At 68.7% G+C, this 13,916-nt stretch carries 12 protein-coding genes; 9 read left to right on the top strand and 3 right to left on the bottom strand.

Features of this window, described 5'->3' with window-relative positions; all coding sequences use genetic code 11:
- Positions 1-25: 25 nt before the first annotated feature.
- Together AB0M59_RS42985 and AB0M59_RS42980 are read right to left on the bottom strand one after the other, a co-directional pair.
- Entirely contained in the window at positions 26-1,765 is a 1,740-nt protein-coding gene (locus AB0M59_RS42985; RefSeq protein ID WP_364627337.1) for an SGNH/GDSL hydrolase family protein, read from the bottom strand.
- Between the two features lie 36 nt (positions 1,766-1,801).
- Positions 1,802-4,576: a ricin-type beta-trefoil lectin domain protein gene (locus tag AB0M59_RS42980; protein WP_364627336.1), complete on the bottom strand. Its 2,775-nt coding sequence runs from the start codon at positions 4,574-4,576 to the stop codon at positions 1,802-1,804.
- Between the two features lie 430 nt (positions 4,577-5,006).
- Here AB0M59_RS42980 and AB0M59_RS42975 point away from each other — a divergent pair, with 430 nt between their 5' ends.
- Together AB0M59_RS42975 and AB0M59_RS42970 are read left to right on the top strand one after the other, a co-directional pair.
- The gene (locus AB0M59_RS42975; protein WP_364627334.1) at positions 5,007-5,537 is read left to right on the top strand and encodes a hypothetical protein; all 531 of its coding nucleotides are present in this window, start codon (positions 5,007-5,009) and stop codon (positions 5,535-5,537) included.
- 36 nt (positions 5,538-5,573) lie between these two features.
- On the top strand, positions 5,574-6,113 hold the full coding sequence (locus tag AB0M59_RS42970) for a M50 family metallopeptidase (protein ID WP_364627333.1): 540 nt from the start codon (positions 5,574-5,576) through the stop codon (positions 6,111-6,113).
- On the opposite strand, the gene AB0M59_RS42965 is transcribed toward AB0M59_RS42970, so the two are convergent.
- Positions 6,076-6,618, bottom strand: coding sequence for a TetR/AcrR family transcriptional regulator (locus AB0M59_RS42965; RefSeq protein WP_364627332.1), 543 nt, complete (start codon positions 6,616-6,618; stop codon positions 6,076-6,078). The genes AB0M59_RS42970 and AB0M59_RS42965 overlap by 38 nt on opposite strands.
- Positions 6,619-6,691: 73 nt before the next feature.
- On the opposite strand from AB0M59_RS42965, the gene AB0M59_RS42960 reads away from it, so the two are divergent.
- From AB0M59_RS42960 to AB0M59_RS42930, 7 genes are all read left to right on the top strand, one after another.
- Positions 6,692-7,741, top strand: coding sequence for an aldo/keto reductase (locus AB0M59_RS42960; RefSeq protein ID WP_364627331.1), 1,050 nt, complete (start codon positions 6,692-6,694; stop codon positions 7,739-7,741).
- A gap of 50 nt (positions 7,742-7,791) precedes the next feature.
- Positions 7,792-8,814 (top strand): aldehyde reductase, encoded by a 1,023-nt coding sequence (locus tag AB0M59_RS42955; RefSeq protein ID WP_364627329.1) that lies wholly within the window; start codon positions 7,792-7,794, stop codon positions 8,812-8,814.
- A gap of 459 nt (positions 8,815-9,273) precedes the next feature.
- Positions 9,274-9,666, top strand: a complete 393-nt coding sequence (locus AB0M59_RS42950; protein WP_364627328.1) for a hypothetical protein — start codon at positions 9,274-9,276, stop codon at positions 9,664-9,666.
- Positions 9,663-10,823 (top strand): tyrosine-type recombinase/integrase, encoded by a 1,161-nt coding sequence (locus tag AB0M59_RS42945; protein WP_364627326.1) that lies wholly within the window; start codon positions 9,663-9,665, stop codon positions 10,821-10,823. Before AB0M59_RS42950 ends, AB0M59_RS42945 begins: the two co-directional genes overlap by 4 nt.
- Before the next feature lie 653 nt (positions 10,824-11,476).
- Positions 11,477-11,791, top strand: coding sequence for a DUF2637 domain-containing protein (locus tag AB0M59_RS42940; RefSeq protein WP_364627324.1), 315 nt, complete (start codon positions 11,477-11,479; stop codon positions 11,789-11,791).
- A gap of 408 nt (positions 11,792-12,199) precedes the next feature.
- Positions 12,200-12,796, top strand: coding sequence for a hypothetical protein (locus AB0M59_RS42935; protein ID WP_364627323.1), 597 nt, complete (start codon positions 12,200-12,202; stop codon positions 12,794-12,796).
- A gap of 95 nt (positions 12,797-12,891) precedes the next feature.
- A partial coding sequence (locus AB0M59_RS42930; RefSeq protein WP_364627321.1) for an IS630 family transposase occupies positions 12,892-13,916 on the top strand: 1,025 nt, incomplete at its 3' end.

Here is a 13,916-nt window from a genome sequence, read left to right as displayed (position 1 = left end):
TTTCACGACACTCCGAAGTGGACGTTCACAGACGGTCGAGCGGGACGGCCGCGGCCATCGCGCGGTAGCCCGCGTCGCCGGGGTGGAGGTGGTCGCCGGAGTCGTAGCCCGCGAGCATCGTCTCCGGGTCGGCCGGGTTGCGGATGGCGGCGTCGAAGTCGGCCCAGCCGTCGAACACCCCGCCGGTGTCGCGGATGAAGGCGTTGACCTCATCGCGCGCCGCCAGGTGCGCGTCACTGCTGCAGGTGCACCCCTTGATCGGGGTGAGCGTGCCGGCCAGCACCCGGATGCGGGCCGCGTGCAGCTCGGCGGCGATCTCCTTCAACCCGGCGATGACGTCGGCGGCGCTCGCGCCGCTGTTGATGTCGTTGATGCCTTCGAGGACGATCGCGGTCCGCACGCCCGGCCGGCTGATCAGGTCGTGGTTCAGCCGGGCCAGGGCGCTGACGCCGGCCGTGCGGCCGTCGGGCACACCGCTGAAGGCGTCCTGCAGGATCCGGTTGCCGGAGATGCCTTCGTTGACGACGGCGCGGCCCGGCAGGCGCCGGGCCAGGAAGTCCGGCCAGCGGCTGTTCGTGTTCGGGGTGGACAGATAGCCGTCGGTGATCGAGTCGCCGAACGCGACTGTGGTGCCGGTGCCGCCCGGCCCGGTCACGTCGATGCCGGAGAGGATCGTCCAGAAGCCGAAGGTGCCCGCGGACGGGAACTCGGCGACGTCCGCCGTGTGGTCCCCGGTGCCGTCCGCCGTGGTGTACATGTCCTGCACGGCGACGCTGTGCATGGGCGCGTTGGTGACGGTGCCCTTCAGGTACAGGCTGACCAGCAGGTCCGCGCCGGCGGGCACGGCGAACGGCACGGGGTCGCTGACGGCCTGCCCGCCCGCCGGGAGCGCCGCTTCACGCTGTCCGCCGAAGGTCAGCGTCACCGGTGAGCGCGTCGGGACCGCGCCCGCGCCCCGGACGGCGATGGTCGCGTGGCCGACGACCAGCGGGCCGGGGTCGTAGGCGTTGTCCAGCCGGATCCGCACCTGGGAGCCGCCGCGGCTGGTGTGCTCGACCATCCGCAGGGTGCGTTCAATCCACGGGCCGGCGGCGAGGCCGTCGTCCGTGGCGGTGGCCCACGTCGCCGTCCACTGTCCGGCCGCGGGCCGGGTGCCGATCGAGAAGACGTGCAGGGCCCCGCCCGAAGTCGTCTTCGGCAGGGTGACGGCGGTGACCGGGAAGCCGGGGTCGAGCGGCACCGAGGCGGTGTAGAGCTTGGCGGAAAGCGCGCTCGGGCCGTCCGGGGTGTTCCAGTGCGGGAACGCCACGGTCAGCCGGCTGCTCGGCCCGACGATCCAGTCCGGTGCGCCCAGCCGGAAGTCCTGGACGTGCCCGTCGGCGTACTCGAGCTGCCCGGTGCCCTCGGTCGCCGTCCCGGTGCTGGTCACGAGGAACGACAAGGCGGCGCCGCCGAACCGGCCGCCGATGCGCTGGCCGTCGGCGACCACGTTGTCGGGTGTCCCCGGCGCGGCGGCGGGCAGCCGCAGCGGCGCGCCGTCGACCGTGATGACCCGGCTGCGGTCCCAGCCGGCGGCGGTGAGGTCCTCGGCGACGAGGCTGTGCCCGCTGCCGTCCAGGTTCGCCGACGCCGGCGCGCCGGCCGGGCTGGTGCCGGCGTTGTCGAACGCGGCCGCGAGGCCGGGGTAGGTGACCGCCGCGTCCGCCGGCCCGGCCGGGACGAGCAGCCCGGCGGCCAGCACGGCGGCCGGCAGGATCCGTTTCACGAGGTCCTCCCAGGGGTCCCCGCGAGACTCGCGCGCTCAGCCACGTGACCACCGCTGGTTCGCCGCGCCGTCGCAGGGCCAGATGACGAACGGTGTGCCGTCGGCGGTGCCGTGGCCTTTCACGTCGAGGCACTTGCCGGACCCGACGTTGACGACCGCGCCACCGGACTGGACCCGCCACTGCTGCGTGGCGGCCCCGGTGCAGTCGTAGATCTGCACCGGGGTGCCGTCGGCCGTTCCGCCGGCGGCGGTCTCGAGGCACTTGGTGTCGAACACCTTGAGCTGATTCGTCGTGGTCGAGGTCCACGTCTGGTTGCTGCCGTTGTTGCAGCCCCACAGCGCCGGCACCGTGCCGTTGGCCTGGTTCGCCGCCGGAACGTCGGCGCACTTGCCCGACTCCGCGGACTTGAGGATGCCGACGGTGTCGCCGCGTGCCCACTTCTGATTGGCGCCCCCGTTGCAGTCCCAGAGCACCAGCGCGGTGCCGCCGGCCGTGCCGTGTGCGTTCGCGTCGAGGCACCGGCCCGATCCGGCGTTGACGACCGAGCCGTCGGCGTTGACGGTCCACTGCTGCGCGGCGGAGTTGTCGCAGTCGTCGATCTGAACCGGTGTTCCGTTCGCCGTGCCGCCGGACAGGCACTTGCTGCCGTAGACCATCAGCTGCTTGGCCGGGGTCGCGGTCCAGCTCTGGTTGGCGCCGCCGGTGCAGTCCCACAAGGCGACGGCGGTGCCGTTGGCTTGGCTCGCCGCGGGGACGTCGGCGCACAGCCCCGACTCCTGACCCTTGAGGATGCCACCGAAGTCGCCGTCGGCGTTCGGGGTGACGGAGACGTTGTCGAAGAGGTTCGTCTGGTAGCCGACGACACCCACGCCGACGAGCCCGGTGGTGAACGTCGTATCGGTCACGGTGCCGAGCACGGCGCCGTCGAGGCTCGCGGTGATCCGGTTGCCGCTGAAGCCCAGCTTCACCGTGTGCCAGGTGTTCAGGCCCAGCGCCGCGCGGGCGCCGGACGCGAGGGTGGTGAGCACCCCACCGCTGCTGTTCCTGGCGATCGACCACGAGCCGGTGTCGGCGATGCGCAGCTGGTAGGCGGCTTGCCGGCTCTGCGGCCGGTTCTGCGTGTTCGCTCGCCCCAGCAGGGTCACCGTGCCGGTCTGCTGCAGGTCGATGTCGGCGCTGACGGTGTAGTTGCTCCAGTGCGGATCGCCCGCGAGGGTGAAGGCGTCGCTGTCGTCCTGCCAGTTGATCGGCCGGACCGGAGCGACCTGCTGCAGGCACTGCCCGCCGCGGCCGGCGGCGCACGGGCGAACCTCGAACGAGCCCTGCATGTCGGAGAAGTACTTCGCGGCGCTGTGCGCCGGGTAGCTCTCGAAGTTGTCGGAGTAGGGCAGGCTCAGCGTCCCGGCCGCCGGGCTCGTCGCGGTGCCCTTGCCCTGGCCGGTGGTCGTGGTGACCGTGTAGATCCGGTTCGGCTGCAGCGTCAACGAGTACTTCCCCGACGAAGGGATGACGTCGGCCTGCCGCACGAAGTAGTCGGCGGCGTTGGAGGAGCCCAGGTCGGTGGACCAGACGTGCGCGGTGCCGCCGTCGAGATTGCCGGAAACGGTGACGTCGACCGTCTGGGCGGCCGTCGCGCCGGTGGTTTCGTAGATGGTCGAGTAGTCGGTGCCGTTGGTGGACTTCAAAGAGATGTAGCTGCCTCCTGTGCGGTTCCCGCCGAGGTAGCCGCTCGCCGAGCCGGCGAGGAACTTCCAGCCGGGCTGGGTGAACTGGGCCACCTGCGCGTTGGCCCACAGGTTCTTTCCGAGCTGGTAGGTGCCGGACCACGGCGTGTTCGCGGTGGCGAGGCCGACCGTGCTGTAGGGCAGGTTCGAGTACAGCGCGGCCACCAGCGGCCAGTTCATGAAGCCGGTCAGCAGGCCGTCGAGGTAGCCCCGGGTGATGGTGCGGATGTAGGCGCCGGCGCCGGTGGTGAAGTCCTGGGAGCCGGATTCGCTGGCCCACAGCGGTTTCCCGGTGGCGACGGCGTTCGCGGACGAAGCGCAGGTGGTCGCCTCCGAGAGGTAGCCGCACGGGTAGTGGGAGCCGACGACGCCGACGGCCGCGTTGAAGCGGCTGTCGGCCAGCATGTCATCGGCGGTGTTCCAGCCGGTGTCGTCGCCGACGATCTGCACGGCGCTGTAACCGCGGGCGTTCAGGGCGGAACGCAGGTTCTCGTACCAGGTCTTGTCGTGGCCGCGTTCGTTCCAGCCGCCGAGGTAGCTGATGGTCAGGCCGTGCTGCTTCGCGCAGTCCAGCCAGGAAATGTCGTAGTCGATCATGTCCTGGGACCAGAAGTTCCCGCCACCGACCCAGCCCGGCGCGGCCCAGGGCAGCGCCACCAGCTTGATCGCCGGGTTGCGGGCGACCGCCTGCTCGCCGAGCCAGAACTCGTAGCCGACGCTGCAGTTGATCTCGCCGCGCACGTGCTGGTGGCTCGGTTCGGAACCGTCGGTGGAGTTCGCGTCCCCGCCGATCTCCAGTTTCAGCAACTGCACGGCGGCCCCGTACCCCGGCTTGAACAGGTAGTCGAGGAGCTGAGCCCGTTGCGCGGGCGGGTAGTCGATCAGCAGCCGGGAGTTCCCGCCACCGCCACTGATCGCCCCGACGCCATCGAAGGTCCGGTCGGTGCTGCCGCCGTTGACGGCGATCGTGGTGGTGGCCGCGCCGGCGGGCAGCGCGGTCACCACCAGCGCCGCGGTGGCGAGCAGAGCCGACAAGAACAGGAGGAAAAGCCGATGGAGCGTCGAGTCGCGGCGTCGCGGGCACATGGAAGGTCTCCTTCGGTCTCGTCGGAGAAAGGTGCTCAGGACGACGGCCGGGGCCGCCGGCGCTCCACAGGCCCGGGACGAGTGCGCGGACCGGGCGAGCCCGGCCGGTCCCCAGCGCAAAGGCAGTACCAGCACAGTCCCCGGCCTGGCGTGGAGTCAAGACACAGTGGCGATCATGTCTCGTCATTGGTCTTGTTTCCGGCGAGAAGCCCGGCGCGGAAGCGTCGACGCCGCCTGAAAGTGGCCGAAGAGGCAGACTTCCCCGTCGTCGGTTGACGTCGACAGGCGCCGGACACGAAGATGCCGCCGACGAGGCCCGAAGCCGGAACACACCGGCTGAACGAGGAGAAAGTCTTTGCCTGCTGGAACAAGCGTTCCGATGGTGACCGTTCGGCGGCCGGCGCGGTGGCTTTTCCCGCTGGTGCCGCCGATGCTTCTGCTCGTGGCGTCGTGTGGTTCGGCGCGCGTGGCCGGATCGGCGAAGCCGGCCACGATCAGCCCGGTCACCTCGGCTGCGAGCGTCACGGCCCCGACATCCGCGGCGCAGCCCACTTCCGGCGCCAAGACCCCTGCCACCGCCGTCGAGCGCTGGGTCACCCAGATCCTGCAGGAGCAGTACACCGAGGCGTGCCTGTCCAGCGCTCCGGCAATGCCCGCCGGTCAAGACGCCGAGTCCCTGTGCAAAAGGTCCGAAGCCTCGGCGAGCGCCAAGTCGCTGCGCGAGGCTTGGGCGAAGCCGGGCGTCGAACTGCCGCCCGGGGGAAAGGTCGAAGTCGCCACCGTGACGGCGAAGGGCGACAAGGTCACGGTGCCGGACACGGCGGTCAAGCTCGACGGCCGCACCTTGCGCAGTCTCGAACTCATCGGTGCCACCGGCGACACCGGCTCGTTCAGCCTCAGCTTCAAGGTGGAGAAGCACGCAGGATCCTGGTACGTCACGGGTTTCGATCTGAACGCCTGACGCCCAAGGAGTTGGCCGCCAACGGCTTGCCGCGGCGTGAAGCGCGGCAAACTCGACGAGATCGTGCCGGCGCCCAGCTGGTGGCTGGTCGCCGCGACCGGACTGGCCGCCGTCGCCGTGGCGCTGGCCTCGGTGTCCATGCTGATGACCGGACAACCGCGCCTGCTCACGCGGTTCACCGTGCTGGGAACGTTCGTGCACGAAGGCGGCCACGCGCTGATGAGCGTGCTGACCGGCGGCGGGGTGTACCGGGTCGCGATCTTCAGCCCGGACTCCGGCGTGACGTGGTCCTGGGTCCCCTCGCGGCTCTCCTCGATCCTCACCTCCGCAGCCGGTTACGCGATGCCGTCGCTGGCCGGGCTCGGGGGCTCGGCTCCGACGCGCTGTGCCTGGTCGCCGCCGGGCGCTCGGCCGTCGACGCCGAGATCCGCAGGTGGGCGGACCACGGATGCCGGCACCTCCCCCGATCGGGACAGTTCAGCAGTTCACCCGGATACGGCTGCTCACCCCTGGGGGCTCGCTGCAGTAGCGCGGCCGTTCAGCGAGGCGAACGAGCACTCAACCCGTCGAGGATGAGTGCGAGCATGAACGGCGACCGGTCTTCCGGCCCCGAGGCGGCCCGCCACAGTGCGCCGGTGAGCTGGAGGAAGTCGCGGGGATCGGCGTCCGCGCGGATCACGCCGTCGCGCTTACCCGCGTCGAGCAGCTGCGTGATGGCGGCGATCACCGGGCCGTAGGTCTGCTCGGTGATCACTTGGTGCGCGCCGGGGCTGAGCGCGTCGCCGAGGCCGTGCTTCTTCCGCATGGCGGCCACCAGGTCGACGGTCCACTGCCGCAGCGCCTCCAGCGGCGCCAGCTCCGCGAGCAGCACCGGGACGGACTCGATGAGCCGGTCGACCTCGTGCTGGTAGATGGCCAGGACGAGAGCCTCGCGGGTCGGGAAGTTGCGGTACAGGGTGCCGGGCCCCACGCCGGCGCGTTGCGCGATCTGGTTCATCGAGATGTCACCACTCTCGCCGAAAGCCTCGCGAGCGACCTGCAGGATGCGAGCCCGGTTTTCCCGGGCGTCCGAGCGGACCACATGCCCTCCTTGCTATCCGGAGAGGTCTCCACTACAGTAAGCGGAGACCTCTCCACAACCTTAGAGGAGCATCGTGCGCTCTATCAAGCTCGGCACCACCGGTCTCGACGTCTCGCCGATCGCCATCGGGGCGATGACCTACGGCGATCCGCACCGCGGACACCCCGTCTGGTCGCTGGACGAAGAGGCCAGCCGTCCGCTCGTCCGGCACGCGCTCGAGGCGGGCATCAACTTCTTCGACACCGCGAACATGTACTCCTACGGCTCCAGCGAAGAGATCCTCGGCCGCGCGCTCAAGGACTTCGCCGACCGCGACGACGTCGTCATCGCCACCAAGCTGCGGCACCCGATGCGGTCGGGACCGAACGGCAAAGGCCTGTCCCGCAAGGCGATCATGACCGAAGCCGAGCACAGCCTGCGACGGCTCGGGACCGACTACATCGACCTCTACCAAATCCACCGCAACGACAACACCACGCCGCTCGAGGAGACCCTCGAAGCCCTGCACGACCTCGTCAAGTCCGGCAAGGTCCGCTACCTCGGCGCGTCCTCGATGCACGCCTGGGAGTTCGCCAAAGCCCTGCACCTGCAGAAGCGGCACGGCTGGGCCCGATTCGTCTCGATGCAGGACCACTACAACCTGCTCGCCCGCGAAGAAGAACGCGAAATGATCCCGCTCTGCCTCGACGAGGGCGTCGGCACGATCATCTGGAGCCCGCTCGCCCGCGGCCGGCTCGCCCGCGCCTGGGACGAGGCGAAGTCGACCGCCCGCTCGGAAACCGACGGCGGATACGCAGACATGCTCTACAGCCCGCTCACCGCCGACAGCGACCACGCGATCATCGACGCCGTCGGCGCGGTCGCCGAACAGCGCGGCGTCACCCGCGCCCAGGTCGCCCTGGCCTGGCTGCACGGCAAGCCGGTCGTCACCGCTCCCCTGGTCGGCGCCAACACGACCGCCCAGATCGACGACGCGGTCGCGTCGCTCGACATCGAGCTCACCGACGCCGAACTCGCCGCCCTCGAGCGGCCGTACACCCCCCGCTACGACTTCCAAGGCGTTTCCGACGAAGCCGAGATGCAGCGGATCCGGGAAAGCGTTCCCGGCTACGCGAACGCCTGATTCCCGGAAAAGACGACATCGCTCCGCTCAGAATTCGCGAGGTAGCTCCAATGACGAAAGTACTGGTCACCGGCGGCTCCGGATACATCGGCAGCTGGTGCGTTCTCGCCCTGCTGACACAGGGGTACACGGTCCTCACCACGGTGCGGGACCTGAAGAAAGAACCCGCGGTGCGGGCGATGCTGCGCGCCGGAGGAGCGCCCGAGGACGCGAACCTGACCGTGGTGCAAGCGGACCTCCAGCACGACGCCGGCTGGCGCGAAGCGGTCGAGGGGTGCGACTACGTGCTGCACGTCGCCTCGCCGACCCTCACCAGCCTGCCCAAGAACGACGACGAAATGGTCGTACCCGCCCGGGACGGGGTGCTGCGCGTATTGCGGGCCGCCCGCGAAGCCGGGGTGAAGAGGGTCGTGCTGACTTCGGCGTTCGGAGCGGTCGGGATGGGACACCCCGAGAAGTCGCGGGTGTTCACCGAAGCCGACTGGAGCAATGTGGACGGTGGGATCGCGCCGTACCAGAAGTCCAAGACGCTGGCGGAGAAGGCCGCGTGGGAGTTCGTCGCCGAGCACGAGGGGCTCGAGCTGGCGGTGGTGAACCCGGTGGGCGTGCTCGGACCGGTTCTCGGCCCGGACTACTCGCCGTCGCTGGGGCTGGTGCAGCGGATGCTGGACGGCGAACTGCCCGCGCTGCCGAAGTTCGCGATGGGGTACGTCGACGTCCGCGACGTCGCGGACCTGCACCTGCGCGCGATGACCGACCCGGCCGCGGCGGGCGAACGGTTCCTCGCGATCTCCGGGCACAGCCTGTGGGTGCGGGAGATCGCCGACGTCCTGCGCGCCCGCCTCGGCGACCGCGCCTCGAAGGTCCCCACCCGCGAACTGCCGGTGTGGACCGCGCGCGCCCTCGCGCGCGTCAACCCGGGACTGCGCATCCTGCGCCCCCAGCTGGGCCGGAACTACGACGCCACCTCGGAGAAGGCGCACCACCTGCTCGGCTGGTCACCGCGGCCGATCGAGGACACCATCGCCGACACCGCGGAAAGCCTGCTCGCGCTGCACACCGTGACCGTCTGATCCCTCGCCGGGCGGACCCCGTCGCGTTCCGCTCCAGGAGAAGGCATAGGGCGCATCACGCGGAAACCGGCCGGCCACAACTCTCCGCCGCTCCGCGGGTCCCTCATACTGCAGCCTGCCGCGACAGGTCAAGAGCCCAGTGGGCCGGACTACCTGAAGCGGTTCACCCAAGTGGAGCAGCCAGTTCCCTGCCGTCAGCCATCGCTATGATCCTGCGCATGGTGTCACCACTTCGGGGTCTGATACCGCGTATCGTCGGGTGACCGACCGTTAAGCCTGCATTTTGCGCGACACATCACCAACGAAGCGGTGTTTCGCTCCCTGCCTGCGACCGTCTGATCGCCGACGGTCATGCGCGCGGCGTCGCGCGCTCCGAGGGGCTGCGGCGGTGGGCCCATGTCTGAGCACGTCGTTCCCGCCCTCGACCCTCCTCGCGCCGAACTTCACCGTCGAGGGTCTGTGCCTGCCCCCACGCTCGTGCAAGTACCGTCTCTGCCGGTCGAGGCCACCTGGACCTACGCGATCGCGCGCGTCGATCGGTCGGGCCGGGTCTCCGAGCAGTCGATCGTCGACACACTCGGCTGGACCGTCGACGACGCCCTCGCCCTCACCACGGTCGGCGCGGGCGTCGGGACCTATCGCCGCGCGGCGTCCGGCTGGTACCGCCTCACACCCCGGCGCGAGATCCGCATCCCCGGCCCCATGCGCGCACGCTGCGGAATCACCCGGGGCGACCGCCTCTTGCTGGCCGCCAGCAGCGTCCACGACGCGCTCGTCATCTACACGATGCCCGAACTCGATCGCCTGCTCGCGCCTCATCACGATGCGAACCTGCAGGGAGGTCTTTCGTGAACGAGCAACCCTCCCTCGACGAGCGAGCCGTCGCCGCGGCGGCCGAGATCGTGCTGGCGAAGCTCGGCTTGTCCTTGGACCAGATCGCCGGCTTGAGCAAGACCCGGGTGATGCCGACCTTTGCCGAGTACGTACCCCAGGTCGCGAAGACCATGCCCGAGAGTTCGAGCAAGACCTGGAGGTACTACTGGCAGGTGCTGGTCGACGAATGGGGTGACCGGCCGATCGACGAGCCCCGCGCCTCGGAGATCAACCAGCTGGCCAACCTGGTTCAACAGCGGGCCGCCGCGAAACCTCAGTCCTCCACCGGCCGGGGAGCAAGGTCGCTTTTCATCGACGCCGTGAAGTGCCTCTACCGGTGCGCCGCCGGAGACAAGCTGATCACTTTGGCGGAGAGCCCGGTCGCCGCGATCAAGAACGTCAAACACCGAAGCACCAGCCGACGTGCCCTCACACCGCACGAGCTCGCCGAGATCAACACAGTCGCCGCCGGCTTCGGTCCTGACCCGCTCCTCGACAGCCTCTTGCTGCGGCTGCACAGCGAGACAGCGTGCCGGGCCGGCGGCGCGCTCAGCTTGCGGCGGCGGGACCTCAACCCGATGGACGTCACCATTTTGCTGCGAGAGAAGGGAGATAAGAGCCGCCGCCAACCTGTCTCACCGACTCTATTCAACGCGCTGCTGGAGCACGTCGGCTCCCGTGTACCCGGTCGTGAGCCGAACGACCAGGTACTGCGCCTGCGCAACGGCGGACCGTTCCGCTACCACAACTACCAAACGTTCTGGAACCGGATCTGGCGGATCCTGCCGTGGGCCAAAGCGCTCGGCGTCACGTCGCACTGGCTGCGGTACACGACGCTGACCTGGGTCGAACGCTCCTTCGGCTACGCGGTCGCGGCAGCGTATGCCGGACACTCCGGCCCCAGCGCATCGAGCGATCGCGGCGGCGCGACGCTGACCTACACCTCGGCAACGATCCACGAAGTTGCGGCTGCCCTGTCCGCGCTCACCGGCGAGCCGCATCCCCTAGCCGAGCTCGCGACCCACGAGGCCGAGGTGGTCGACCTCGGCACGCGTCAGGCCGGGCCGCTTCTCGCAGTCGCGGGCGGCACGAGCAAGCGCGCCGACGGGTCCGCTCGGCTTCGAGGTGACCGATGACTGCCCCCGCGGACCTCGACGCCGTTGAGCAGGTTCTGGCGCAGTACGAGATCGCACGACAGCAACGTGCGCCGAAGCCCGGGCGCGGCAAGTTGGCCGAAGCTACCGGGCTCAGTCCGCACCATGTCCGCCAAGCTATCGACAAGATCAATGCCGCTAGCGCGCCAGAACCAGCTCCGCCGTCGCCACGCGCCAACCCCGGGCACACCGCCGACGATCACCAGATTGCCAGTCGAGCAGCGACAGTCGCTGGCAAAACCGGACCCTGGACGGCGACCGCAGCTGGTTCGCCAGCTGGCCTGACTCAGGCACCAGGGACGCCGACCAGCTCCGCCAGCTGGCCTCCAGGTGCCTACGACCGCCGCCAGCACCACGTTGGAGCTGGCGAACGCCAGGGTGCGCCAGGTCGGCCTGCTGGCGGCGGTGGTTCGCCAACACGCCGGACCACAGCGTCTGCGGCCAGCGCACTTCAACCGTCACCAGGCTCCAGCGCCCCGAGAAGTCCGTCCCGCGAGCCCACCGCCTCACCACGAGAAGGGGTACAGCCCGGCGGAACCGCCGTCAGCTGGCTGGGCTTCGCCTTCGGCTCGGTCACCTCGATCGCCGCGAACGTCCTCCACACCTGGCTGCCCGCCAGCTCGCAGCCGCCAGGTTTGGGCCCCCAGATCGGCGCCGGCGTGTGGCCGATCGCCCTGATCGTCACGGTCGAGGTGCTCACTAGAGTGAACTGGCGACGAGCCTGGTTCTGGAACACGGTCCGCTACGGCATCGGCAGCATCGTCGCTATCGGGTCCTTCGCGATCTCCTACGGCCACATCCACGCGGTCCTCATCGCATGGCACTACGACCCGATCGCCGCCGCCATCGGCCCGCTCGTCCTCGACGGGCTGATGACCATCAGCGGCTTCGCCCTCCTCACCGCCAAGCTCAGCTACGACGGGAACCAGGCCGCGAAGGTCACGAACTGACGCTGTAGCTGGTGGGTGCGGCGGCGCGTGCCACCGCACCCACCACCAGGTCCCGACCTGCGGACACAAACGTCATCGAGCGGCTTCGAGCATGATCCCAGTGACGGTCAATCAGCCGAAGTCAGATCCGGCCTCCCGTCGGGCATGCCGACAACATCCTCGTCCCAGACGTGAGGCTCGAACCAGGCCGAGTCGTAGCCGCCGATCTCCCAGGCGAGGTCGCTGTCTCCCACCCTCCAGGCTATTTCTGCTCTACGTACTACCGGCAGCCCGCCTGATCAACTGGGCGACAAGGTCGGCATTGCACCTACTGCCACCCGAAGGGCAGACTTTGCCACGAAGATCGCCTATTCATGAGACTTCCAAAATTGTCTTGCACTTGACGTTGAGATCTGGCCATCATGACAGATGACCCAGATCCAGGCACCCGACGAAATCAACGAAACGAGAGTGAAAATCCTGCAATCAAGGGGGCGATTTATTCGAATTGTCGGCTTGGACGCCCGATTTACCCATGTTTTCGCCAGCGCGCTCTACTACTTCTTCTTGATATGCCGGATCGTTGCATTGAGCGGTTCAGCTATCGTACCCGTGCTCGCACTGTACGAAGCGCAGCGTCTTGTAACCGCCTTTACGGGCGCCGCAGTCTTCCTCGCTGAGGTCGCCATCCGCACCATAAAGCCAGGGGAGCACGCGATCGCCCAGAACCTGAAGGCAGATGCCTTACTGCTCGAACATCGAAGATACGTGGCCGCCGTGCCGCCCTACAAAGACCCCGCAACCAGATTCGACACGTTCCATGAGAACGTGTCGGCAATCCGGAGGCAGAACCAAGTCTCGGAACGGAAGATACTTGCCCAGACATTCAATACGGACTCGCCCACAACGGAAGAACCTGAGCTAAAAACGAGGACACCCCGCAATAGCAACAAAGCTCGACCGCGGCAGGTTCGAAAGTGGTTCACTATACGCCAACAGCATGCAGCTCGACGGCGTCGAGATTAGTTTGCTAGTGCCGCATCAAGAAACGTTGACGTTGTCATCGTGTCGCGTGGACATCCGGGCTGGTGATCGCGAGGCTGGCTGTGGAGGTGAGGCCGATGGCGCGTCAGCCGGAGGTGTTCGCGCGGTCGTTGGAGCCGGAGGAGGCGCAGCGGCTGGTCAAGATCACGAGGTCGGCGAAGGATCGGGTGCGGCTGCGACGGTCCGGGATCGTGCTGGCCTCGTCGCAGGGCCGGCCCGCGGGTGAGATCGCGGTGATGTTCGCGGCGACGGAAGGGTATGTGCGGGAGGTGATCCACGCGTTCAACGAGTCCGGGTTCGCGGCGTTGTCCCCAAAATGGAGGGGCGGCCGACCAGCTAAGTTCGGGCCGGCCGCCCGTGATCAGATCTGTCGCATCGCCGCCTGCAAACCGACTGAGCTGGGGTTGCCGTTCACGACCTGGAGCCTGACCAAGCTGGTCGACCACCTGGCCAAGCATGCGCGGCTGGTGCTGAGCACCGAGACCGTCCGGCAGATCCTGCGCAAGGCGGGCGTGTCCTGGCAGACGACGAAGACCTGGAAAGCCAGCAAGGATCCGGACTTCGTGGCCAAGAAGACTCGCATCCTCGACCTCTACGACAACCCGCCGAAAGATGGGCGAGTGATCTGTGTCGACGAGTTCGGGCCACTGAACCTGCAACCCCGACCCGGCCGCGGCTGGTTCCCCACCGGCCGCCCGGCCCGGCAGCGCGCGACTTACACCCGCACCAAGGGGGTCCGGCAGATGCTCGCCGCGCTCGACCTGGCCTCCGGTCAGATGTTCCACCGGTTCCGTGACCGCAAACGCCGGCCGCAGTTCCTCGACTTCTGCAAGCAACCCCGCCGCCGCTTCCCCGCTGGGAAGCTGTATCTGATCTGCGACAACTACGGTCCCCACGGCAAGGCGGAGGTCAGGGCCTGGTGCGCGGCCAACGACATCGAGCTGGTCTACACACCCACCAACGCGTCGTGGCTGAACTGGATCGAGTGCGAGTTCACCGCGATCCGCTACTTCACCCTCGACGGCAGCGACTACCCCAGCCACGCTGCTCAGGAAGCCGCCATCGCCGGCTACCTCCGCTGGCGCAACCGCCACTGCCACCC

This window comes from Amycolatopsis sp. NPDC051371 (assembly GCF_040682155.1).
Classification (GTDB): domain Bacteria; phylum Actinomycetota; class Actinomycetes; order Mycobacteriales; family Pseudonocardiaceae; genus Amycolatopsis.
This window is presented reverse-complemented; position numbering and strand designations above follow the sequence as displayed.